The sequence below is a fragment of the Pseudomonas sp. NY15364 genome (assembly GCF_048068235.1).
Taxonomy (GTDB): domain Bacteria; phylum Pseudomonadota; class Gammaproteobacteria; order Pseudomonadales; family Pseudomonadaceae; genus Aquipseudomonas; species Aquipseudomonas mendocina_D.
Map to the genome: position 1 here is coordinate 1 of NZ_JBLUPX010000015.1, position 23,489 is coordinate 23,489.

Sequence of the window (23,489 nt, forward strand, 5' to 3'; positions counted from 1 at the left end):
GTGATGGGTGCCCGTCGGTTGATCGAGCTGTTGGGGTAAATCCCGCTTTCCATTTCCAAGCATCAAAAACACCAACGCCCCGAACCAGTCGGGGCGTTGGATTTTTCTGGCATCAGTGCGTTTTCACACGCTCTGGTTCAGGCGGCTTTTTTCACCATGACGATCAGATACTCAGTACCTTGTCGCCACGCGCGATACCGGTGACGCCACTGCGTACAGTTTCCAGGATCGATGCAGTGCCAACGGCCTGGATAAAGCTATCCAGCTTGTCGCTGGTACCGGTCAACTGCACGGTGTAGACGCTACTGGTCACATCCACGATCTGGCCGCGGAAGATGTCGGTAGTACGCTTGACCTCGGCACGCTGAGCGCCAGTGGCCTTGATCTTGACCAGCATCAGCTCGCGCTCGATATGGGCGCTTTCCGACAGGTTGACCAGCTTGACTACCTCGACCAGTTTGTTGAGGTTCTTGGTGATCTGCTCGATCACCTCATCCTGCCCAACGGTGGTGAGGGTCAGGCGCGACAGCGTCGGATCCTCGGTTGGCGCAACGGTGAGGCTTTCGATGTTGTAGTTACGCTGGGAGAACAGACCAACCACGCGCGACAGGGCGCCCGGCTCGTTTTCCAGCAGCAGGGAAATGATGTGTCGCATCTTAGGTCCGCTCCGTCTTGCTCAGCCACATGTCACGCATCGCACCGTCTCTGATCTGCATCGGATAGACGTGCTCGCTGGAATCCACCGCGATGTCGAGGAACACCAGGCGATTCTTCAAGGCAAAGGCTTCCTCCAGCTTGGGCTTGAGGTCCTTCAGCGAAGTGATGCGCATGCCGACGTGGCCATAAGCCTCGGCCAGTTTGACGAAGTCCGGCAGCGACTCCATGTAGGAGTGCGAATAACGGCTGTTGTACTGCATGTCCTGCCATTGGCGGACCATGCCGAGAGCACCGTTGTTCAGGTTAACGATCTTAACCGGCAGGTCGTACTGCAGGCAGGTCGACAGCTCCTGGATGTTCATCTGGATGCTGCCCTCGCCAGTGACGCACGCCACATCAGCATCCGGGAAGTTCAGCTTGATGCCCATCGCAGCCGGGAAACCAAAGCCCATGGTGCCCAGGCCGCCGGAGTTGATCCAGCGATTGGGCTTGTTGAAGCGGTAGTACTGCGCCGCGAACATCTGGTGCTGACCCACATCGGAGGTGATGAAAGCATCGCCCTTGGTCACGTCGCACAGGGTTTCGATCACGGTCTGCGGCTTGATGATCGAACCGTCGCCCTCGTTGTAAGGGAACAAACGGCCGCTACCGCGCCATTCTTCGATCTGCTTCCACCAGCTGGCAACGGTGTCCTTGTTCGGGGTTTCGCCGATTTCCTTGAGGATGGCGACCATTTCGCTCAGCACACTGTCCACCGGGCCAACGATCGGGATGTCAGCCTTGATGGTCTTGGAGATCGAAGCCGGATCGATGTCGATGTGAATGATCTTGGCGTTGGGGCAGAACTTGGCCGCACCGTTGATCACGCGGTCATCGAAGCGCGCACCGACGGCCAGAATCACGTCAGCATGGTGCATGGTCAGGTTGGCGGTGTAGCTGCCGTGCATGCCGAGCATGCCGATGAACTGGCGGTCGGTACCCGGATAGCCACCGAGGCCCATCAGGGTGTTGGTCACCGGCAGGTTGAGCATCTGCGCCAGCTCGGTAAGCGGCGCAGAGGCACCGCCCATGATCACGCCACCGCCGGAGTACATGACCGGACGCTTCGCGGCCAGCAGCATCTCGGCCGCCTTGCGGATCTGGCCGGAGTGACCACGTACCGCCGGGCTGTAGGAGCGCAGCTTGACCTTCTTCGGATAGACGTATTCGAACTTCTGGGTCGGATCGCCCATGTCTTTCGGAATGTCGACCACGACCGGACCGGGACGACCGGACTCGGCGAGATAGAACGCCTTCTTCAGCACCTCGGGGATTTCCGACGGGTGCTTGATGATGAAGCTGTGCTTCACGATCGGGCGGGAAATACCGACCATGTCGGTTTCCTGGAAGGCATCGGTGCCGACCATGGCGCTCGGCACCTGGCCGGAGATCACCACCATCGGAATGGAATCCATGTAGGCAGTCGCAATACCGGTGATGGCATTGGTCGCGCCAGGGCCAGAGGTCACCAGCACCACACCGGCCTTGCCGGTGGCGCGGGCATAGCCGTCAGCCATATGGGTCGCTGCCTGTTCATGACGCACCAGGATGTGAGTCACTTCCGGTTCTTTGAACAGGGCATCGTAAATGTGCAGGAGAGCACCGCCAGGGTACCCATAGATATGCTTAACGCCTTCGTCACGCAGGAAGCGGACGACCATTTCAGCGCCGGATAAAAGCTCCACGTTGTTCACCTCTTGAACGCCAGTATGCCACCCGCCAACGGGCAGCCCTAAGTAGGTTCTTACTGTCAGCGGACACGCACGACGGTGATCGTGGATTCGAAACATCAGCTTGACGAGTAACGGAGCAGCCCATGGTCTTGCGGGGCTGGCCCTCCCAGCGCGAGGTAACGCGTAGCGGGTGTCACGGTTCGGCGCGGGTAGCGCCTCTTTTCCCCGAGCTGAAGGACGCTTGCGGCGGACTCCACTACGGGGGCAGGCTGAATTGTTCGGGTTCGGCGAGGGCAAGTCAAGCGATGGCTAACCTATTATTCAACCTGCTGCTGTGACGCAGCGCAGGATGAAGATTGCCGGCTTTTGGTTATAGTAACCATCAGCACCGCCGCTCTCGATAAAGGAAACAGCATGCGCCACATGATTCTTACTGGCACCTTGATGCTCGCGTTGAGCACGTCCGCCATGGCCAGCCAGGTGTACAAGTGGGTAGATGACAAAGGCGTGCCCCACTTTGGCGCGCAACCTCCGCAGGGCCAACAGGCCACGACCATCAATACTGCAGCACCACCTCCCCGACCGGCACCCAGTGAGCCGGCACCCAGTTTCGATGAACAGCTCGACCCCGAACAGGCGGCTATCGACAAGAAGGTCAAGGAAGATGTGGCGAAGCAGGAAGCCGAGCGTAAGCAGTACTGCGAGACAGCACGCACCAATCTGGCTCAGCTGGAAAACAATCCACGAGTCAGGATTGAAGATGGTGGCGAGCTGCGCCGTATTGGCGAAGATGAGCGCCAGGAGCGCATCGCGGAGCTGAAGAAGTCCATCACGGAAAGCTGCAAGTAATGGACTACGTGCACGCCATCAGGGCGTGCGCGTGATCAGTCGATCGAACTCGCCGAGGAGTTCAAGCAGCCGGCGCGCAATGCCCGGCTGCTGCTGATAGACCATCTCGGCCATCGCCTGAATACCCGACACCGACGGCAAGGCAGCGCCGCTTTCCAGTAGCACTTTCATTCGCGGCAGAAAAATCCACTGCAGCCATTGCTCGAACGTCAGCGTATCGACACAGAACGGCTCCGGGCTGGCAAGGGCCTCGGCGCTGGGCGCTTCCTCCTGCCACCAACCCAGCACACGCAACTCACGCTCGATCAGCAGCAAGTGTTCGGCCAGTGCGCTCACGCGAGCATCCATCAGAGATTGACTCGTGCGCGCTCACGGGCCTGGGCAGCACCAGCGGGATCACCCTGCCCCTCGCGAGCGCGGGCAATCAGATCCCACAGGCTGGCCTGCAGTGCCGGGCGGCCACTGGCTTGAGTCAGACCACGACGTGCCAGTTGCTCGGCCTGCGCTGCATCGCCTTGAGCCATACGTACCTCGGCAAGGCGGTAGAGCACCTGCGGCTCACGCGGTGCGATGCGCTGGGCACGCTCCAGGCTGGAGGCGGCACCATTCAGATCGCCACCGCCCTGCTGCTGTTGAGCAGTGGTCAGCAGCGCGAGAACCGGTCCATCCAGTTGCTCGTCGGCCGCCAGGCCACCGCCGCTGGGAATGCCACTGGGCACGCTCGGTGCCGAGGAACCAAAACTGCCTTGGCTCGGCGCAGAAGGTTGACTGCTCACGGGTGGATCAAAGGTCAGGCCGCCACTGGAGGTGATCGGCTGTGAGTCTGTCTGCAGCGGCGTGGAGACCGCACCCTGCGGCACCATCACGACAACCCCGGAGTCTTCCTCAATACGCTGCGGCGTAGCTGCGGGGGCTTGGCTGGTCGACGGACCAGAACCACCCGACGATAGCGGAGAGCCGGCATCGATCACCGGAATCGAACCCTGCGGCACCGTACTGCAACCACTCAGAACCGCTGTTGCCAGCATCGTGGCAAGCCACTTCTTGTTCACATCCAATCCTCTTCAGGTAACACCGAGCCACTCGACTCGGCCGTTATTCCAACCAACCCTTGACCCAATCCATCACCGACTCGACGGGTGCCTGGATACCGCAAGCGGAGCCCGGGGCAGGTTCACTGCCGCGAATATAAGGCATCTGTACCGCATTCGGGCAGCCCGAAGCCGAGCCCAGACCCGTCTGACGATCCACCCAAGCCTGGGTGACGTTGTCCGGCATCGGCATATCCAGCGGCAGGGGATCAGCCTTGCGCATAAAGCCGGTCCAGACCTGCAGCGCACCGGTCGCACCGGTCAGCGGGGTTGGGCCATTGTCATCGCGCCCCAGCCACACCACCGACAGCAGATCCTGACTGAAGCCAGCGAACCAGCTGTCACGCGAGTCGTTACTGGTGCCGGTCTTGCCCGCCAGATTCAGCGAGCTGGGCAGTTGGCTGTACACCGAACGCCCCGTGCCTTCACGCATGGTGCGCTGCATGGCGTTCTGCACCAGGTAAATGGCTCCCGGATCAAAACGTTGCTGGATCTTGAATGGATAGCGCCCGAGCGGCTCGCCGTCAGCAGTCAATACGCTGCGAATGCCGCGCAACGGCGTGTTGAAACCACCATTGGCCAGGGTCTGGTACATGCCTGCCACTTCCATCGGCGTCAGAGCCCCAGCACCGAGCAGCATCGACGGATAGGCCGGCCACTTGCGCTCGACGCCCAATCGCTCGAGAGTCTTGAGCACATTGGGCACGCCGATCTCCAGGCCGAGCTTGGCCGTAGACAGGTTGTAGGAGTGCGCCAGCCCCTGATACAGGTAGATGGTGCCGTGAGCCTTGCGGTCATAGTTCTGCGGCGTCCAGACCTGGCCGTCCTGCCCCTTGATGGAGAAGGGTTCATCCTCCAGCCAACTGGTCAGGGTGTACTGGCTGGGACGCTCCAGCGCCGACAGGTAGATCGCCGGTTTGATCAGCGAACCTATCGGCCGCACGGCGTCCAGCGCTCGGTTGAAGCCAGCAAACCGCGGCTGACGGCTGCCAATCAATGCCTGAATTTCCCCGGTCTCGGGGTTGGTCACGACCATACCGGCCTGCACTTCATCTACGCCTTTGCGTCCGGCCAGGCGCTTGAGCGTCTCGGCCAGCGCCTCTTCAGCCTTGAGCTGCAGAATCGGATCGAAACTGGTGAAGATGCGCAGGCCTTCTTCGGTCAGATCCTGCTCACGATAATCCTCACGCAACTGACGCTTGACCAGGTCGAGGAACGCCGGGAACGAGCTGTCAGCCATGCTGCCGCGCGCGCTCACGCCGAGCGGCTTCTGTTTGGCCGTCGCGGCTTCTTCGGGGGTGATCGAGCCTTGTTCGGCAAGCAGGTCGAGTACCAGATTGCGGCGCGCCAGCGCACGCTCGGGATTGCGCCGCGGGTTGAAGTAGGTGGGGCCTTTGACCATGCCCACCAGCAACGCGACCTGCTCCAGCTTCAGTTCGGATACCGGCTGACTGAAGAAGTACTGGCTGGCGAGACCGAAGCCATGCACGGCGCGCTGACCGTCCTGACCGAGGAACACCTCGTTCATATAGGCTTCGAGAATCTCGCGCTTGTCGTAATGCAGCTCCAGCAGCACCGCCATCATCGCTTCGGTGCCCTTACGCAGCAGGGTACGCTCGTTGGTCAGGTAGAAGTTCTTCACCAACTGCTGGGTCAGGGTGCTGCCGCCCTGCACCAGGCGACCGGAGGAGGCGTTGATCCACAGCGCGCGGGCAATACCCTTGGGCGATACGCCGAAGTGTTCGAAATAGTCGCGATCCTCGACCGCCACCAATGCATCGATCAGATAGGCCGGCACCTGATCCAGCTTGATCAGAATGCGATCTTCCTGGTGCGCCGGGTAAAGCCCGCCAATCAGCATCGGTTCAAGCCGCGCCACCGCCAGATTGCTGCCATCGGCCTGGGTAAGCCCGGCCACATAATCGCCAGAGAAGCGCACCCGGACTTTCCGTGCGGGCTCGGCGCCCTCGTAGAACTGAAAGCCGCGACTGTTAAGTTCGATGTTGTTACCCGCCACCGATACCGCGCCAGGTCCATTGACCGTGCTTTCACGGCGATAGCCCAGGGCGTCGAGTTCGCGCAGGAAGTCATCCTTGGCCAATTTCTGGCCCACGAAGAGCTCCAGCGGTCTGGCGTAGACTTTTGCGGGCACGGTCCAGCGCTTGCCGGAGAATTTTTCCTGCACCACGGCATCGAGGTAAACGGCGAATCCAGCAAGGATCACCAGGCCAACCAGACCGAGCTTGAGGCCCCATGCAAGCCAGGGACGCATGCCGGACGAGCGGGATTTTTTGTTTGAGCGGGGGGAGCGTTTTCGAGTCATGGCGGGATTATACGCACTTTACATAGGGGCCAGCAGGCCGCCCGGATGGTTTGCAGAGCAGCTCACAGCGGCCATAATGCCCAGCTCGAACAGCGTCTAGAACAAGGATCGAACGTGAGCCAAGCCCTGATTGCCGCATTGCAGAACCCGGCCCTGTATCCGCACCCTGTGGATGGGTTTCAGGTCATTGAGACCCACATTTCCTGGGTTTTGCTCACTGGCCCATACGCCTACAAGATCAAAAAACCGGTCAACTTCGGTTTTCTCGATTTCACCGAGCTCGATGCACGCCGTCATTTCTGCAAAGAAGAGCTGCGCCTCAACCAGCGATTGGCCAAGGATTTGTATCTGGACGTGTTGCCGATCAGCGGCAGTGAAGACGCACCCAGCCTCGACCGCGGTACGCCTGCCATCGAATATGCGCTGAAAATGCGTCAGTTCCCGCAGGAGCAACTGCTCAGCGCTATTCAGGCCCGCGGCGAACTGAACGACGCCCATATCGACGCCCTGGCCGAGCAGATCGCCACTTTTCACCTGAACGCACCGAAGGTACCGCAGGATCATCCGCTGGGCACTGCCGAAGCGGTAATGGTTCCGGTACAACAAAATTTCGAGCAGATTCGTCCGATGCTCAGCGAGCAGGCAGACCTGCAGCAACTCGACGCCCTCGAGGCCTGGGCTCAGTCCAGCTACGAACGCCTGCAACCACTGCTGAACGAACGCAAGACACAGGGTTTCATCCGCGAATGCCACGGTGATATTCACCTGGGCAACGCCGCTCAGATCGACGGTCACGTAGTGCTGTTCGACTGCATCGAGTTCAACGAACCCTTCCGTTTTACCGACGTCACCGCCGATATCGCCTTCCTCGCGATGGACCTAGAAGACCGCGGCCTCAAGTGCCTGGCACGCCGCTTCATCAGCGGCTGGCTGGAGCGCACCGGCGACTATGCAGCCCTGCAACTGCTGAATTTCTACAAGGCCTACCGCGCCATGGTTCGTGGCAAAGTCGCGTTGTTCCGCCTGGGTCAGGAACAGGACTCGGTGCAGCGAGCGGTGATCCTGCGCCAGTACCGTGGCTACGCCGCTCTGGCGGAGAGCTACAGCGCCATTCCATCGCCCTTCCTGGCCATCACCCATGGCGTATCGGCTGTAGGTAAAAGCCATGTCGCCATGCGCCTGGTCGAAGCGCTGGGCACCATTCGCCTGCGCTCCGACATCGAGCGCAAGCGCCTGTTCGGCGAGCAAAGTGCCGAAGCCAAGGACCAGTTAAGCGCCGGCATCTACAGCACCGACGCCAGCCAGGCGACTTACCAGCGCCTGCACCAACTGGCGCGCCAGGCACTACTGGCAGGCTTTCCCGTGGTTATCGACGCAACCTATCTCAAGTCAGCTCAACGCCAGGCTGCCAGCGAAGTCGCCGAAGAGACTGGTGTGCCGTTCCTGATTCTCGACTGCCATGCGCCGCAAGCCGTCATTGCCAGTTGGCTGGAGCAGCGCCAGAACGAAGGCAAGGACCCGTCCGATGCGACGCTGGACGTGATCCAGGCCCAGCAAACCAGCCGCGAACCGCTCGACGACGAGGAGCAGAGCCACAGCAAGCGCGTCGACACGCATGACAGTGCAAGCCTGGACAGCCTGGTCGAACGTATTCGCCAGCGCCTGCCAGGGATCTGAGCATCGTCGCACCCTTGACCCATGTCTTCAGCCTGCCAGGCAAACCCTGGCAGGGCTTCTATACTGCCGGTGAGACCACCACCGGTATCTGCCATGAGCCAGCCACGCCAGCTTGATCATCCGCTCTACCACCTCCTGCATAACGACGACGTGAAGGGCTTCAATGCGCAGAAGCCCAAGGGGGTCGAAGTCGACCTGTCTGGCGGCGACTTTCGCGGGCTCGACCTGCGCAATATGGACACCGACGCGATCAACTTCATCGACGCCTATTTTCGCGGCGCCGACCTGCGCGGCCTGGACTTCCGTAACGCCAAGATCGAAGGCGCCAGCCTGGCCCACGCACAGATCTCCGGCGCCTACTTTCCCGTCGAACTGACCGCCGATGAAATTCTCATGTCGGTGAATTTCGGCACGCGCCTGCGTTATCGCACCAAGTAGCAGCGCACACACCACGGTATGCGCCACTCAGGTCCAGGCAATTGGCCGCTACGCTTTTTGGCAGGCACGCCAACGTGAACCTTTCACCCGCACGCATGGAGGCCCGATGAACGACGAACTGCAACACCTGAAGAACCTGGGCAAGACCTCGGCACAGTGGCTGCACGCTGTGGGTATTCACAGCGCTAACGACTTGCGCCGCTACGGCGCTGTCGGCGCCTATCGCGCGGTCAGGGCGCGTGGCTTTCGTGCCTCAAAGGTGCTGCTTTACGCCATCGAGGGCGCGCTGCTCGATGTGCATTGGAGTAAGTTGCCAGCGGCGCACAAGGCCGAACTGAACGGCAAGCTGGACGAAGCCCAGAGCCACAACAAGAGCTAGCTCACAACACCAGTGCAAGGTGATTTACTCGAAGAGCCGCACAGCCTATTGTTTCAGGGACCTTCGTGTGGTCAGCCAGCCCAGCCAGTTCAAGGAATTACGGTTATGTATTTACTCGGGGAGCAACCGGCCTACGCCGATCAGTTGATCAATCGCCTACAGAGTATCCCCACTCAGCTGCTGGAAGGGCTGCAACCCGCGGGTGAGCCACTGCGCCTGGAACGTGTCGATGACCTGGCCCAGGCACTGCCTGGCAATCAGCTATTCATCATCGAGAACGGCTTGTTGCATGCGCTGGTCGACGAGCGCCCGTTGTTCTATCTGCAGGAAGGCGATCTGGTCGGCCTGCGCCAAGGCATCGACCTGCCGTCCTGCCGCTACAGCAGTGAAGAACCCATCAGCCTGATTCCCTATTCGCGCAGTGAAGTGTTCCAACACATCTATGCCAGCGAGCAGCGCCAGGAACAGTTCATTCAATACCTGATCGGCCATACTGCCCTGCTGTCCGACGCACTGGCGCGCCTGAAACAACCGGAGATCCGTCCGGCGACTGGCTTCCAGCATTTTGCGGCCGGCGAGGAACTGATCCACCAGGGCGATGAAGCCGACCACGTGTTCATCATCATCGAGGGCCACGCCGAGGCCTACGTCGACGGCCAGAAGGTCGGTGACGTGCAGAAGGACGAAATCTTCGGTGCCATGGCAGTGTTCACGCGCGAAAAGCGCAGCGCCACGGTGGTCGCCAGCGAACCTTGCACGGTCATGGTCATCCCCAAGGAGCAGTTCCTCAGCCTGATGCAGAGCAACCCGCGCATCGCTCACAGCCTGATCGAGAGCATGGCCCGACGCATCGACCTGCTGAACAAGGAAGTGACTCAGCTGCGCCTGCCCGGCGAATCCTGAGCCTTCATTTGTTCTCGACCAACCCCGGCCATCGCCGGGGTTTTGCATTTCTGAGCCCGGCAAAAACTTTCTGAGAAAAATTCTCAAAAGGGCGTTGACTATGAAATGAGAATTGTTATTATTACCTCAACTGGTCGCGAGATCAGCCGATAAGCTAAAGAGACCATTCAGTCGGACTCTTCAGATTATCTCCTCATCAGGCTAATCACGGTTATTGACCCGGCTCTTGCCGGGTCTTTTTTTATATCCAATATCACCACTATTATCGTGCAGGATTTGCACGCTCAGGAGCTTTTTCCAAAAATCCATGAGCTGAAGCGAGCCGAGCTAAAATTTGTTCGTGCAAATCTTGCACGAATGAGCCGCTTAGGCTACGTTTGTGCGCATGGAGAACGTAGTGAACCTAAAGCGCACAGCCAATAGTTCAGCCACTAAGCAGAGTGGCCGAACAGTCGGCAATGCCCGCAGCCTGAGCTTCTTGGGCGGCGAAGCACTGGTGTACGCTACCAACCTGATCCGTGACTGGGAGGCCCAGCTCCTCCATCTGGACGGATTGAAGAAGAAAAGCGTCGAGTCTCACTCCTCCAATCTCTTCCGCTTGCTGAACCACGCTCAGGTCGCCCCCTGGGAACTCAAGCCCGTCCACGTCAGCCGCTTCTTCGAGTCGCGCATGAGCAAGGACGGCCAGCAGCTGGCCCCTTCCACGGTGGCTGTCTACTGTGCGGGTTGGCGCTCCTTCCAGGCCTATATGCTCGATATGGAGCGGGTCAATGAAATCCAGGCGACCTTCAAGGTCCGCCCAGTCAAGTTCGTAACAGAAGAAAATGGTATTGCAGTCAAGCGGCATAAATTAAATGCTGCCCGTCCCAAAGCCTGGGCTCTGACGCCGACTGAAATTGATGCTATCGACCAACAGTTTGCCTTCGATATCAAGGCAGCATATGCGAGTCGCAGTAAGTCCCTCCTGCCGCTGCAACGTGATCGCGTGATGTTTCATATAGCAATCCATTTTGCTCTACGCGTATCAGAGTTGGTTACCATTCAGCTGCATGATTTCAAGGCCAGCTACGATCCGAGAATGAAGGCATTCCAGAACTTCGGAACTCTTACCATCACCGGGAAAAATGATTCCACTGGAACTATCCCGATGCGTGAACCTGAGATCTACGAACTGCTCATGTGGTATCTGTCAAGCATTCGGCAAAAAATTCTCCTCCGCCGGAAAAATTCTGGGAACGGGCTATGCCGCTACGACGACAAAGAGTATGCGACTGTCAATCTCCTTTTCCCCAGTGAGCGCGGTGGCGTCATCAACCCCAACGCTTTCCGAACTCGCCTTAACAGCATGGCGGTCAAAGCTGGGCTCATGCACCATAAGCTGACACCGCATATTCTCAGGCATACCGGCTGCACCAATATGGTTGGCGTCTTCTCGGCAGAGGTGGCGCAGAAATATATGCGACACAAAAACCTCTACACAACGCTAGGGTACTACCACCCTGCGCCGCTGGATGCCGCGAACGAGGCAAATGCCCCGCTCAACCTGTTCAGCAGCTTTTTTGATGATGAGGATTGAAAATAAATGAAAATAAAGCTGGGCAATCGCTTGGAAGTCCTGATGAAGGACTCAGGCATAAACACCTTCGAGGAAATGGCTCAGCGGCTCACTGAAAACCAGGGATGGCAAATTACCAGAACCGCCCTCAGTCGAAAATTTCGATCCGACGATGTTTCGCTGAGTCTTTCGATGATAGAGGCTATCTGCAATGAATTGCAGTGCCTCCCTGGCGATCTCTTTGAGACCAATGTCACCGATGCATCTGAGGAGTTTGTCGAGGAGCTTAGAAGCCGTCTACAACCGTTCAGATACGGTGTCATTCGACTTCAACGGCAAGGGAGTGATGTTGTGGAGGAGCGGCCTTCCGACGGTGCTGTCTCTGTACCGAGTGAAGGCAAGCGCACAAAGCCCTCCCGTGCAAAGCAGCTCAAAAACATCGCAGATGAAGAAATTGTAGGCCCCAAGGTATCGCACCTCCATGCAGGAAAAATCAAGAACGACTAAGCGCCCGCCGCTTATCGTGGACTGCAAGCTTTGTGGCGGTCGCTTTCAGCGCGCGGTTTGGTGCGGTCCTGCCCCTGACCACTGCATGCGTTCCAATGTAGAGCGCTCAAGCGAGTGCTGGAGCAATCAACCTGATGGCAGCCTGCTGAAAATGTGTGCAGAGTCTCTACGCTCCCGGAAACCTTCGGGAAATGAGATGACGCACTTCATCAGCCTGCTGGCGGGTCTTGGTCATGCACACGATCAGTCCGAATCCAAAGTGCAAGAGTATCTTGCCGATCTATTCCCCGAAGAGCGGCACATCTTGCTTAAACGGGCATCTGCAGAGCTCTCGATATATCTCGCAAAGCAGCTTTCCCTCTTGCCATCCATAGAAATCAGAGTCCCGCTGAAGGATAGATCAATTCCTGAAGAGCTCCCCGAAGGGCTCCGGGGAAAACTTAATGCCTACAAGAGGAAGCTCGAAAGGCGATATAGTATATTAATAAGGAAAGGTCACACTCGTTCTGACAAGTATGTAGTCAGAGAGCTGGGAGGTCCGATACGCCTCGCACATTACCTTCATGCCAACGGAATCATCGATTGGGGTGCGGTGAAAAAACGGGATATCGTTGATTTCTTTGAAAATTGCGCTAAAGAAGAAGTCAGGCCAATATTTCGATTTTATCGATTCATTGATACCCGGCAAAAATTCCAAGATGGCCGTGGCAGGAAAAAATCGAAGCCTTCCACCAAGCCGCCTTACAACTTCCAGCTGATGATGCCCGATGATCTTAATCGGTTTCTCGCAGAGATCCGTTCACGCACAACAGACGCCGAGTATCTTGTTGCATGGCTTGTATGCCGAATGGGCATGACAGCGACCGCAGCCTTGAAGCTCAACCTCGACTGTGTTGAAATTCACGAAAATGGCCATATCGTGATCAAACCTGCTCGGGCGTGGCTTTCCGTCCCCAAGAGCATTGAAAGGATACTCCTTGAAGTCCTTTCTGAAATAAAGCCAGATTGGGCAGAGACCCCACCCAAAGAGCGGTCACTGATAAAGCTGTTTGCCAAACACATCCCGGCACAACCATATTTCATTGACAAGGCGTTCCAAGGAAAAACACGCATCCTGCGAAACTCGGCCATCTTCTCCGCCATGATGCGTGGAAACCTTGATCGCGTAACATTACACCACGCCATGGGCGTTTCGATGCCGCACCTCGTGCAACTGGAAAAGCTGCTGTCTGCCGACATTCATTGCCGCCTTGATCCTGAGTTCATCAAGAAGCGTAACAAGCACATCCTGGGCACAGCCGATGACTGACGCAACATGGTTCGTCTACATGCTGGAATGTCGTAGCAAGCGAATCTATACAGGGGTCACCCCTCGCCTGGATCAGCGCATCCTGGCCCACCAGAAGGGCCAGGGCGCACTGTTCACCAAGCTCGACTCACCGCAAGGCCTCATTGCCGCCAAGCCCTTTCCCAGCCAGCGAGAGGCTCGCCAGGTGGAGCTGCAGGTCAAACGCCTCCCCGCAGCCTACAAGCGGACCCTGGCCCGCCTTTGGTCAGAGCAGCACCCGATCGACGAGATCGCCCAGCAGCTTTTTCCGCCGCAGTAGCACCTCATAGGTGGCGAACTGCTCATGCAGCATGACGTTGCCCACCGTGTCGTCATAGGTCGTCGCAGAGAGGATCGCCCAGTCCGGCATGGACATGATCCGCTCGACCATCGCACCGCAGTAACGGGCGTTGACCAGCTTCTGGAAGGGATGGAAAGTCGGCTGATCGTCGCGCTCCAGGCAGGCGAGAGACTCATCAATTCCTCGGCGACACGCCAGCAGAGACGATCCCTGATCAAGTGCGAAAATGACTCCACGGTCCTGATTGGACAGCTCGGCCTTGAAGTTGAGCGCTCGATCTTCATTGCCGATCCAGAGGTCGAACACGGCAATCTGTGCAGTCTCCAACGGGTACTTCTCGCATAGGCTCTTGATGGCGTAGGCATGCCCCGACTGGGTGTGCATGCCCTCTGGTAAAACCACCTCGGCATACTCGTCCGCATCAGGGTCAGCGTGATCGTCATCGGTGAAGTCGTACACGTTCAGGCTGGCCTCCGCTGCGCGCAAGGCAGCAAAGCGCAGGCGCTCATCCGTGGCAGCACGCGCAGGCACGCCAACCACCACAGGAATGCCGAGAAACATCGCCAGGCGGTTCGCCACAAGCTCGGAGTAGACCTGCGCGGTGGCAGCTTCGTGGTCAACCTTGAGAACTGCGGAGAGCTGGCCGTCCTCGGCCCCAGTTGTACTGCGCGGGTTCGGGGATGCCGAACCCGTGATTTCATAGCAAAGGATTGGCATGGCAGTCAGGGATGCTCGAATGCCCAGGCATCGGCCAACAGCTCAGCCTGCGCAATCACTTTCTCGGTCGCCTCAAGCGCCTTGTCCGGCGGGTAGCGATGCTTGGCCAGCAGCACCTTGACCATTGCCAGCATCCTGGCCCGCGCCGACTGGCGGTTCTGCCAGTTGATCGTGGCCGATTTCCGCAGCTTGTCGGTTAGCTCCAGAGCCAGAGCTTTCAGCACCGGATGCCCCAGCTCGCGAACCGCCGACTCGTTCTCGGAAAGCGCCTGGTAGAACGCGAACTCCTCCTCGCTCAAGCCCTCCGGGGGCTTGGCCGAGTTGATCTCCTGGGCGAGCTTGATCAGTTCCTCGATGACTTCGGCGGTTGTCAGGCCACGGGTCTGGTAGCGGTTGATCGCCTCTTCCAGGCGCTTGGTGAACAGCTTCGCCTGGGTAGCGTTCTTCTGCCCCCGCGCCTTGACCTGATCGGCCACCAAGCGGCTCAGCAGCTCAGCGGCCAGGTTCTTGGTGGGCATTTTCCGAATCTGCGCCAGGAAATCCTCATCCAATAGCGAGATGTCAGGCTTGCTCATGCCCAGCGTGGCGAAGATGTCCTTGACCCCATCGACCAGCACGCCCTTGGCCACCAGCTGACGCAGCGCGGCCTCCTTTTCCAGCTGCGAGCGCATTTCGCCGGAGCGGGTCAGCTTCATCAGGCAAACACGCACGGCCTGGAAGAAGGCGATCTCTTCGCGTACCGCCATCGCCTGCGCCGATGTGCCAGCCAGAGCCTGCGCCTTGGTGAGCTTGACGACCTGATCCAGATAGGCCCGCACGCCCTTGTTGCGACCCTTCTCGTCAGCTTCCGGGTTGAGCTTGAGCAGATGCTCCATTGCACCGCCAAGCAGCGCCAGGGCCTTCATAGGGTCCTCAAAGCCGCCGTAGTCGAACTTGGCGAAGAACTCGCGGCGGATCACGTCCAGAGTGTCGAGCAGGATCTTGAGAGCCTGGCCGCTGATATCGACAGGCTCACGGTCATCGCCGGTAGCCTTGGTGTAACGCCTGATGGCCTCGCGCAGCTCATGCCCGATGCCGATGTAGTCCACTACCAGGCCACCTGGCTTGTCCTTCCAGATGCGGTTGGTACGGGCGATGGCCTGCATCAGTCCATGCCCCTGCATCGGCTTGTCAACGTACAGTGTGTGGACGGGCGGAGCGTCGAAGCCGGTCAGCCACATGTCGCGGACAATGACGATCTCTAAGGGGTCATTCTCGTCCTTGAAGCGCTTGCCGAGCTGCTTTCGCTGGAGCGGGCTCGTCCTATGCTTCTGGTACTCCTCGGGATCAGCCGAGGAGCCGGTCATGATGATCTTGATCCGCCCGGAGTTGAGGTCATTGCCCTCCCACTCAGGGCGCAGCTTGACGATCTCCTCGAACAGGCGAACGGCCGCTTCACGCGAGATGGCCACCATCATGGCCTTGCCGGCAATGGCTTCCTTACGAGCCTCCCAGTGCGCGACGAAATCCTCGGCCAGGGTAGTGAGGCGGCCATCGGCCATGGCTAGTGCTTCCAGCCGCGTCAGGCGGCTGGCCGTCTTATTCTGCTCGCTCTCGTCCTCGGTCTCGGTCGCCTCCAGGAATTCCTCCAAGAGATCCTGCTTTTCGGCCTCGTTGAAGCGCAGCTCGATAATCCGCGACTCGTAGCTGACCGGAACGACGGCCTCGTCTTCCTGTGCGGCAATCATGTCGTAGATATCAACGCAGGTGCCGAACACATCCTCGGTATCCCGGTCATCGTCGCTGACGGGGGTGCCGGTCATGCCCAGGTAAATGGCATTGGGCAGCGCGTCGCGCATGTACTTGGCCAGTCCGTACTTGGTGGTGCCGCTCTTGGTGTCCAGCGAGGCCTTGAAGCCGTATTGGGTGCGGTGCGCCTCGTCGGCGATCACGATCACGTTGGAGCGTTCGCACAGCTTGGGAGCGCTGGTCTGCCCGCGCTCCGGGGCAAACTTGTTGATCGTGGTGAAGAAGATGCCACCGGCCTCGACAGACGAAAGCAGGTCGCGGAGATCGTCCCGGCTGTCGGCCTGCTTGGGCGTAGCTCGTAGAGACCACCTACAGTCAGCGAAGGTCTCGAAGAGTTGCCCATCCAGGTCGTTACGGTCGGTTACCAGCACGACCGTAGGGTTCTTGAACTCCGGTCTGTCGCGTAGCGCCATCACATAGAACAGGGCCAGCAGCGACTTGCCGGAGCCCTGGGTAAACCAGATCACGCCGCCCTTGCCATCGTGACGCTCCAGTAGCGCACCCACGGCACGCTCCACGGCCTTGAGCACACCGCTGTACTGGTGCCACTGGGCAATGATCTTGAAGGACGTGCCGCCATCGGTGCCGCCGTAGGCGACGAAGCCCCGGAAGAACGTCATCAGCGTCTCGGCGTTGAGCAGGCCGCGCACCATCACTTCCAGCTCCAGAAGCGACTTGGGCGCGACTTTATCGCCGAGCAGTCGCCAGCGCGAGAAGCGGTTGAAATCGGCCGTCAGCGAGCCATAGCGGGCCACGACGCCATCGGAAATGATGTTGAGCAGGTTGAAGTAGAACAGCTGCGGGATGTCGGTCTTGTAGGTCTGAATCTGATTGAAGGCAGACTGGATGTCAGCGTTCGGGTCGGCCGGATTCTTCAGCTCGACCACCACCAGCGGCAGGCCATTCACGAACAGAACGATATCCGGCCGCCTGACCTGCTGACCATGCACAGTGAACTGCTGAACAGCCAGCAGGTCGTTCGGGCCGGCAAAGTCGATCACCTGAACCCGTGGGAAGGTTCGCGTCCCATCACTCTCGATGCGCTCGACAGGTACGCCATCGCGTATCCAGCCGTAGACCTCTCGGTTGCCGTCCACCATCGACTGCGCGCTGTAGAGGACCAGCCTGGAAACCGCGGCATCAGCTTCCGCAGTGCTGATCCCAGGGTTCAGCCTTTCGATGGCATCGCGCAGGCGGTTTTGCAGCACCACCTCGGAATACTTCTCGCGCCCGCCTTCCGTGCCGCCTGGGGAGACGACTTCGCCTTTCAGGCTGGTGAACTCCAGGCTCTCCAGCCACCCCAGGCACGCTTGCTCCAGATGGTTTTCGTTCATTCCCGCACATCGTCCTTCGGCAGATAGCGCCCCCTGCGGCCAAAGGCTCTACAGCGGGCGCCGAATGGCAAAGTGCTGATGGTTGCAGGATCACCCTAGGAAAACAATTCGCCTTGCCCAGAGGCTCGCAGAGCGCCCTGGCCAGCGGCTTCATGAAGAACGCCCTCAACCAGGTCGCTCAGCAGCAGGTCGGTATCCAGGTACTGCTCAAGAAGCTGGATGTGCTCCGGCGTGTTTTGGTCCCCGATGCGGTCATGCAGCCAGTCATCGCAGTCCTGCTTGCTCAGCAGGAGTGCCAGGCGCTCTTCTGCGCTTAGCTCCGCCAGCGCTTCTTCGGCCTTGGCCCGCACATCGGCAGCTACCTGCTCTGCAAACATGAAACCCGTGTCGAGTACACAGATTTCCGCCCAGTAGGAATCGCAGCCGTCTACGAAGCCAAAGGGCGGCATTCCGCTCAACTTCTGAATCGATGCCTCGATGACCTTGCGATCCAGCGTGGGCAGCAGCAGCTCCGCAAAGGCGTTGCCCATGTCGAGTAGCAGCTTGACGGCAGTTTTATGCTCATCCAGCTCAGCCTCCAGCTCATCCGCTGCGCTGCAAGCCTCCAGCAGTGGCAAGGCCGCCGCATCGACCAGTCGCAACGACATGGCCACGGACGGCTCCAGGCAGGCCTGCGCGGCCCATTCAAGCATCGCGGGGCTGAGGCCTGGGGCTGGGTCAATGTTCGCTCTCACACTGCGCGGCAGCGTTACCGCCTCGAAGAGATTCAGCGCCGTGCGCTGTACAGGCTGCATGCTTGCGAACGGTGGCTCGCCGCCACATTCGCTGAGATCCAGCTCAGTGCTCAGCACCCTGACCAGGCCATCGTCGGCAATGCTGATCGAGGTGATCTCCGGCTTTAGAAGGCCGGCAAGCCGGCCCTTGAGCAGCGGCAGGATCTCGACGCCCGGCCAGCGAGCCAGCTCCACGAGCAGATCGCCATCGTGGAGCAGAAAATCTGTCTCCACAGCGTGGAGAGGGTAGTTATGCATTCACAACGCTCCTGACAATGGATTCGGCTTCGGGAAGACGAATCTCGCCGGAAATCAGCTTGGGCAGCAGGGCGTCGCGAATCTTTGTTAAGACTTGCACTTGTTTACAATTTGCGAAAATTTCTGATCGCCATCCTGAAACAAGATCATCGAAGGCTCTGAATACATATTCATCAGCAATTACTACCGGCAGCCTGTAGGCATTCCCCCGATTCAAGCCAGGCACCGCCGCATCAGTATTCATTTCCTCAAGGCCAAGCGTTTTCAGAAGATAGTAGCAATACGTCAGAGGCTTATCCGTCTTAACGAAAAAAACAGTGTCGATAGGAAAGAACGGACGATCCTCCCAGTAAATACTGCCGACTGTTCCTTTCCGTCCAACCACGACTGAAGGCCCTGCAACCAAAGCCTGATTGTGATAACCAGTAATTCCGCCGGACCCATAAACTGGGACCTGGCCATCAACCCGATCAGTAGACTTCAGTGCTTTTCCATAAGCCAACTCCATCAGGTCTTCAACTTTTCCAACCCTCCATCTCTTTGGAACCATCCCTTGTTCGGAATCCTCAAAGCTGTCAGGAAAAAGTGCCGCTGTAGCAGCATCCATGCGCTCGGGTTGCCGGCCCTCAGCCTTCGCGCGCACCGGCTCAAAATCGACGAACCACGACTTGAAGATGGCTTGGGCCATGGCCTCTAGGGTGGCGTTGGTTTCGCGCAAGATGGCAATGCAATCGTCCAGCGAGCCAAGAATCTCTCCGATTCTGAGCTGGACGTGCAATGGAGGAAGCATGATGGGGACTGAAGCAAGTATGCCTGTATTCAAGTTGGGCATCGTCGCGCCCACCGCATGACGAACTAGCCACTCCTTTGTTCTAGGAGAGCGCAGGTGGTAAGAAATGAATCTTTCATCTGCAACGCTCTTATCACCAAGCCTTACCTTTAAGCACCCAGTACCACATAGCCATCCCACTTCATGCGGCTGAATTAGTGCATTTTTAGTCACATCACCACGACGACTGAAGACAATATCACCCAAGTGGAGCTTGTGCTGAGAAAGCCTTTCAACGTCTGAGTCATCAATCCTGGCAATTCCGATCTCACTAATTCCGCCATCACCAATATTGGTAGGCATAACGACAGGCACGCCATGCTCTTTATAATCTGAGGTGTGGAGCTGACTGCCGAAAGGACCAGTCTGAATTGCTCCCCCCTGAGCGTTACAGATCGCACCAAGGGTTGTGGATTGCCACTCAGAACTCATAGCCCATCCCCTTCAGCCGTTGCAGGATCACCTGCTCAATCGCGTTACGCTCAGCAATCTGAGAAACAAGCTGCTCGGTCAGACGGTCCATCTTCTCACCGAAAGGCTCGTCATCACCTTCCACCTCCTCGGCACCGACATAACGGCCCGGCGTCAGCAAGAAGCCATGCTTTTGCACATCTTCATAGCTGGCCGAGTAGCAGAAGCCCGGCACATCCTCGTAGGGCTCCCCATCGCTGAACACAGTATTCCGCCAGCGGTGGTAGGTCTGTGCGATGCGCGTCATGTCAGCGTCAGTGAACTCGACCTGGGTACGCGAGATGCGGCTGGAGGCCGACTTGCGGGCATCGATGAAGAGAATCTGGTTGCTGCGATCCGCCTTGCCGTTCGGGCCTATACGCTTGTCCCTGGAGAGGAACCATAGGCACGCGGGAATCTGGGTGTTGGAGAACAGCTGCCCTGGCAGGGCGACCATGCACTCCACTACATCCTTGATGATCATGTCCTGGCGAATCTCGCTCTCGGCGGACTGCTGCGAAGACATCGAGCCATTCGCCAGCACGACGCCCGCGCGACCGCGACTGGAGAGGCGGGCCAGCATGTGTTGCAACCAGGCGTAGTTGGCATTGCCCTTGGGCGGAATGCCATGCACCCAGCGCGGGTCGTCTTGCAGCTTCTCGGCCTCCCAATCTGAGATGTTGAACGGCGGGTTGGCCAGGATGTAGTCGGCACGCAGCGTCTTGTGCTGGTCGTTGGTGAAGGTCGAGCCGTAAGTCTGGCCAATGTTGCCTTCCAGGCCATGCACAGCCAGGTTCATCAGGCACAGGCGGCGGGTTTCGGCCATCTTCTCCTGACCATAGATCGGCAGATCACCCGAAGAGCCAAGCTGCTTGGCGTGGGCATCCTTGAACTTGGTCGACTGCACGAACATCCCGCCTGAACCACAGGCCGGGTCGTAGATGGTGCCCTTGAACGGCGCGAGGATTTCCACCAGCAGGGAGACCAAGCTCTTGGGCGTGTAGAACTCGCCGGCACGGGCACCCTCGTTCAAGGCGAACTGGCCAAGGAAGTATTCGTAGACCTCGCCGAAAACATCCCGGCTGCCGTGCTGCTTGGGGTCAAACTTCAGCTTGGCGATCAACTGGAACAGCTCGCCGAGCTTGCCAGGCTCCAGCTCCAGCCGTGAGAACTCGCGGTACAGCACGCCTTTAAGGCTGGGGTTCTCCGCCTCGATCAGCGCCATGGCCTTGTCGAGTTGCTGCGGGAAGTCGGCCGCTGCTGCCTTTTCCAGCAGCTTGCTGAACTTGGCCTCTGCCGGCACCCAGAACACGTTGTCCTGGGTGAAGAAGGTCTTGTCCTCGATGAAGACAGCAGCACTCTCGGCACGCAGTTCCTCGTCTTCAATGTACAGCTCCGACGACGGATCGGCCAGGCGCTCACGGATCACATCGGCCTGGGCGTCGTACAGGTCGGACACATACTTGAGGAACACCAAGCCCAGCACGGGGTACTTGTATTCCGCCGCCGACACCGAACCACGCAGCTTGTTGGCTGCATCCCACAGCGTCTTCTTGAACTCTTCACTGGTCATCAGCTTGATCCTTTGCCTTGCTTCTGCGTTTCGTGGTTTTCCCTGCTGCGCCGCTGTCGGTGCCAGGAAGTCCGCTGTAGCCATCACGGGCCAGGGCGGCATTGAGGGTGACGCGGGAGACGCCAAAGTGGCTGGCGACCTCGGTCTTGGTAATCAACGGGTCTGCCAGCATGGCAGCGGCCTTGCGGACATCGGTCGGGGAGAGGGACGGCTTTCTGCCTCCCTTGCGTCCCCTGGCTCGGGCCGCTGCCAGTCCGGCCTTGGTGCGCTCCTGAATCAGCGCATGCTCGAACTCGGCCAGAGCACCGAACAGGTGGAACACCAGCCGACCGCCTGCGCTGGTCGTGTCTATCGACTCGGTGAGAGAGCGGAAGCCGATCTCACGCTTATCGAGGTCATGGATGATCTCGACCAGATCCTTGAGCGACCGGGCAAGCCGGTCGAGCTTCCAGACCACCAGGGTATCGCCCTTGCGCATGGATCGCAGACAGGCTGTCAGCTCGACACGCTCGCGCAGCTTGCCGGTGGCCTTCTCATGAAACACCTGCTCACAGCCGGCCGCTCCGAGCGCATCCAGCTGGAGCTGCGGATTCTGGTCTTGGGTGCTGACTCGTGCGTAGCCAATGATCATAAAACGTACCTTATGTGTACGTTGATTGTTTTACGTCATTTCTTACGCTTGAGCAAGCCGATCAGGGGTGGTTTTGATGTCGTTTTCAGAAGACGGCTGCACTGAACGTCAGAAGCCGACTGCACTATAGCAGCGGAGGGGTTGGATCCATCAGGCAACGACGGGCTGCTGCCGGCCATCAGCGGACGCAGGGAGGACTTTCCGCAACCGGCCGTTCGATGCGGCACCGATGGCCTTCGCGCAGGGGTAGTGAATCCGCCAGGATTGACTTGCGCTGCCCTACCTCTCACTAGTGAGGGGCGGCAGCGCATCAAGCGGTGAGCGCACTCCGGCACCGCCAACTTTCAGCACATGCGTGTAAATCATCGTCGTAGAGACGTCGGAATGGCCGAGCAGATCCTGCACGGTTCGAATGTCGTAACCGCTGCGGAGCAAGGCCGTCGCGAACGAGTGGCGGAGGGTGTGCGGTGTGGCGGGCTTCGTGATGCCTGCTTGTTCTACGGCACGTTTGAAGGCGCGCTGAAAGGTCTGGTCATACATGTGATGGCGACGCACGACACCGCTCCGTGGATCGGTCGAATGCGTGTGCTGCGCAAAAACCCAGAACCACGGCCAGGAATGCCCGGCGCGCGGATACTTCCGCTCAAGGGCGTCGGGAAGCGCAACGCCGCTGCGGCCCTCGGCCTGGTCCTTCAGCCACCATGCCCGTGCACGCGACAGCTGCTCGCGCAGGCTGGGTGCCAAGCTCTCGGGTAACATCAAGGCCCGATCCTTGGAGCCCTTGCCCTCCCGCACGATGATCGTGCCGTGATCGAAATCCAGATCCTTGACCCGCAGTTGCAAACCCTCACTGATCCGCATGCCCGTTCCATACAGAAGCTGGGCGAACAAACGATGCTCGCCTTCCAGAAAACCGAGGATGCGAACCACTTCATCCGGGGTCAGCACCACCGGCAAGCGCCGCGACGGCCGAGGTCTTCCGATCTCCTGAAGCCAGGGCAGATCCGTGCACAGCACCTTGCCGTAGAAGAACAGCAAGGCCGCCAATGCCTGACGATGCGTGGAGACCGAAACCTTGCGCTCGTTCGCCAGCCAGGACAGAAATGCCTCGACTTCGCTGCTGCCCAAGGTTGCCGGGTGACGCACACCGTGGAAACGGATGAAGGCACGAACCCAGTGGACATAAGCCTGTTCGGTTCGTAAGCTGTAATGCAAGTAGCGTATGCGCTCACGCAACTGGTCCAGAACCTTGACCGAACGCAGCGGTGGTAACGGCGCAGTGGCGGTTTTCATGGCTTGTTATGACTGTTTTTTTGTACAGTCTATGCCTCGGGCATCCAAGCAGCAAGCGCGTTACGCCGTGGGTCGATGTTTGATGTTATGGAGCAGCAACGATGTTACGCAGCAGGGCAGTCGC

The 23,489-nt window shown here is 58.9% G+C and carries 21 protein-coding genes; 9 read left to right on the top strand and 12 right to left on the bottom strand.

The annotated features are described in order from the left end of the window. Positions 1 to 163: 163 nt before the first annotated feature. Together ilvN and ACNFCJ_RS13965 are read right to left on the bottom strand one after the other, a co-directional pair. Entirely contained in the window at positions 164 to 655 is a 492-nt protein-coding gene (gene ilvN / locus ACNFCJ_RS13960) for an acetolactate synthase small subunit (RefSeq protein WP_003462832.1), read from the bottom strand. Position 656: 1 nt separating this feature from the next. Next, positions 657 to 2,381, bottom strand: coding sequence for an acetolactate synthase 3 large subunit (locus ACNFCJ_RS13965; protein WP_416771943.1), 1,725 nt, complete (start codon positions 2,379 to 2,381; stop codon positions 657 to 659). A gap of 402 nt (positions 2,382 to 2,783) precedes the next feature. Between ACNFCJ_RS13965 and ACNFCJ_RS13970 the strand changes: the two genes are divergently transcribed. Further along, a complete protein-coding gene (locus ACNFCJ_RS13970; RefSeq protein WP_416771945.1) occupies positions 2,784 to 3,218 on the top strand; it encodes a DUF4124 domain-containing protein in 435 nt (144 codons plus the stop codon). Positions 3,219 to 3,236: 18 nt separating this feature from the next. On the opposite strand, the gene ACNFCJ_RS13975 is transcribed toward ACNFCJ_RS13970, so the two are convergent. The 3 genes from ACNFCJ_RS13975 to mrcB form a co-directional block, all read right to left on the bottom strand. Then, complete coding sequence (locus ACNFCJ_RS13975) at positions 3,237 to 3,566, bottom strand: YqcC family protein (RefSeq protein ID WP_416771946.1); 330 nt, start codon at positions 3,564 to 3,566, stop codon at positions 3,237 to 3,239. Next, the gene (locus ACNFCJ_RS13980) at positions 3,566 to 4,246 is read right to left on the bottom strand and encodes a tetratricopeptide repeat protein (RefSeq protein ID WP_143506266.1); all 681 of its coding nucleotides are present in this window, start codon (positions 4,244 to 4,246) and stop codon (positions 3,566 to 3,568) included. The genes ACNFCJ_RS13975 and ACNFCJ_RS13980 overlap by 1 nt, the downstream gene beginning before the upstream one ends. Positions 4,247 to 4,313: 67 nt before the next feature. After that, a complete protein-coding gene (gene mrcB, locus ACNFCJ_RS13985; RefSeq protein WP_179544114.1) occupies positions 4,314 to 6,632 on the bottom strand; it encodes a penicillin-binding protein 1B in 2,319 nt (772 codons plus the stop codon). 114 nt (positions 6,633 to 6,746) lie between these two features. On the opposite strand from mrcB, the gene ACNFCJ_RS13990 reads away from it, so the two are divergent. The 8 genes from ACNFCJ_RS13990 (at position 6,747) to ACNFCJ_RS14025 (ending at position 13,698) form a co-directional block, all read left to right on the top strand. Beyond that, on the top strand, positions 6,747 to 8,309 hold the full coding sequence (locus ACNFCJ_RS13990) for an AAA family ATPase (protein ID WP_416771947.1): 1,563 nt from the start codon (positions 6,747 to 6,749) through the stop codon (positions 8,307 to 8,309). A 93-nt stretch (positions 8,310 to 8,402) separates the two neighbouring features. Next, positions 8,403 to 8,747 carry a pentapeptide repeat-containing protein gene (locus ACNFCJ_RS13995; protein ID WP_143506257.1) on the top strand — a complete coding sequence of 115 codons (345 nt, stop codon included), beginning with the start codon at positions 8,403 to 8,405 and terminating at the stop codon, positions 8,745 to 8,747. Positions 8,748 to 8,853: 106 nt separating this feature from the next. Further along, entirely contained in the window at positions 8,854 to 9,126 is a 273-nt protein-coding gene (locus ACNFCJ_RS14000; protein WP_416771948.1) for a TfoX/Sxy family protein, read from the top strand. 105 nt (positions 9,127 to 9,231) lie between these two features. Next, positions 9,232 to 10,029 (top strand): cyclic nucleotide-binding domain-containing protein, encoded by a 798-nt coding sequence (locus tag ACNFCJ_RS14005; protein ID WP_416771950.1) that lies wholly within the window; start codon positions 9,232 to 9,234, stop codon positions 10,027 to 10,029. A 397-nt stretch (positions 10,030 to 10,426) separates the two neighbouring features. Then, positions 10,427 to 11,605, top strand: coding sequence for a tyrosine-type recombinase/integrase (locus ACNFCJ_RS14010; RefSeq protein ID WP_232015663.1), 1,179 nt, complete (start codon positions 10,427 to 10,429; stop codon positions 11,603 to 11,605). Between the two features lie 6 nt (positions 11,606 to 11,611). After that, complete coding sequence (locus tag ACNFCJ_RS14015; RefSeq protein WP_033989492.1) at positions 11,612 to 12,091, top strand: helix-turn-helix domain-containing protein; 480 nt, start codon at positions 11,612 to 11,614, stop codon at positions 12,089 to 12,091. Positions 12,092 to 12,287: 196 nt separating this feature from the next. Then, positions 12,288 to 13,400 (top strand): hypothetical protein, encoded by a 1,113-nt coding sequence (locus ACNFCJ_RS14020; RefSeq protein ID WP_125851418.1) that lies wholly within the window; start codon positions 12,288 to 12,290, stop codon positions 13,398 to 13,400. Continuing rightward, positions 13,393 to 13,698, top strand: a complete 306-nt coding sequence (locus ACNFCJ_RS14025) for a GIY-YIG nuclease family protein (RefSeq protein ID WP_079385900.1) — start codon at positions 13,393 to 13,395, stop codon at positions 13,696 to 13,698. Before ACNFCJ_RS14020 ends, ACNFCJ_RS14025 begins: the two co-directional genes overlap by 8 nt. Here the strand turns inward: ACNFCJ_RS14025 and ACNFCJ_RS14030 are convergent. From ACNFCJ_RS14030 to intI1, 7 genes are all read right to left on the bottom strand, one after another. Further along, on the bottom strand, positions 13,645 to 14,436 hold the full coding sequence (locus tag ACNFCJ_RS14030; protein WP_021264140.1) for a hypothetical protein: 792 nt from the start codon (positions 14,434 to 14,436) through the stop codon (positions 13,645 to 13,647). The two genes, ACNFCJ_RS14025 and ACNFCJ_RS14030, sit on opposite strands and share 54 nt — an antisense overlap. A gap of 5 nt (positions 14,437 to 14,441) precedes the next feature. After that, positions 14,442 to 17,558, bottom strand: coding sequence for a type I restriction endonuclease subunit R (locus ACNFCJ_RS14035; RefSeq protein WP_120349603.1), 3,117 nt, complete (start codon positions 17,556 to 17,558; stop codon positions 14,442 to 14,444). Positions 17,559 to 17,653: 95 nt separating this feature from the next. Further along, entirely contained in the window at positions 17,654 to 18,589 is a 936-nt protein-coding gene (locus tag ACNFCJ_RS14040; RefSeq protein WP_120349604.1) for a hypothetical protein, read from the bottom strand. Further along, on the bottom strand, positions 18,582 to 19,850 hold the full coding sequence (locus ACNFCJ_RS14045) for a restriction endonuclease subunit S (RefSeq protein ID WP_079385899.1): 1,269 nt from the start codon (positions 19,848 to 19,850) through the stop codon (positions 18,582 to 18,584). Before ACNFCJ_RS14045 ends, ACNFCJ_RS14040 begins: the two co-directional genes overlap by 8 nt. Then, positions 19,840 to 21,441 (bottom strand): type I restriction-modification system subunit M, encoded by a 1,602-nt coding sequence (locus ACNFCJ_RS14050; RefSeq protein WP_033989487.1) that lies wholly within the window; start codon positions 21,439 to 21,441, stop codon positions 19,840 to 19,842. Before ACNFCJ_RS14050 ends, ACNFCJ_RS14045 begins: the two co-directional genes overlap by 11 nt. After that, positions 21,431 to 22,072, bottom strand: coding sequence for a recombinase family protein (locus tag ACNFCJ_RS14055; RefSeq protein WP_033989486.1), 642 nt, complete (start codon positions 22,070 to 22,072; stop codon positions 21,431 to 21,433). Before ACNFCJ_RS14055 ends, ACNFCJ_RS14050 begins: the two co-directional genes overlap by 11 nt. A gap of 279 nt (positions 22,073 to 22,351) precedes the next feature. Further along, a complete protein-coding gene (intI1, locus tag ACNFCJ_RS14060) occupies positions 22,352 to 23,365 on the bottom strand; it encodes a class 1 integron integrase IntI1 (protein ID WP_000845048.1) in 1,014 nt (337 codons plus the stop codon). Positions 23,366 to 23,489: the final 124 nt, after the last annotated feature.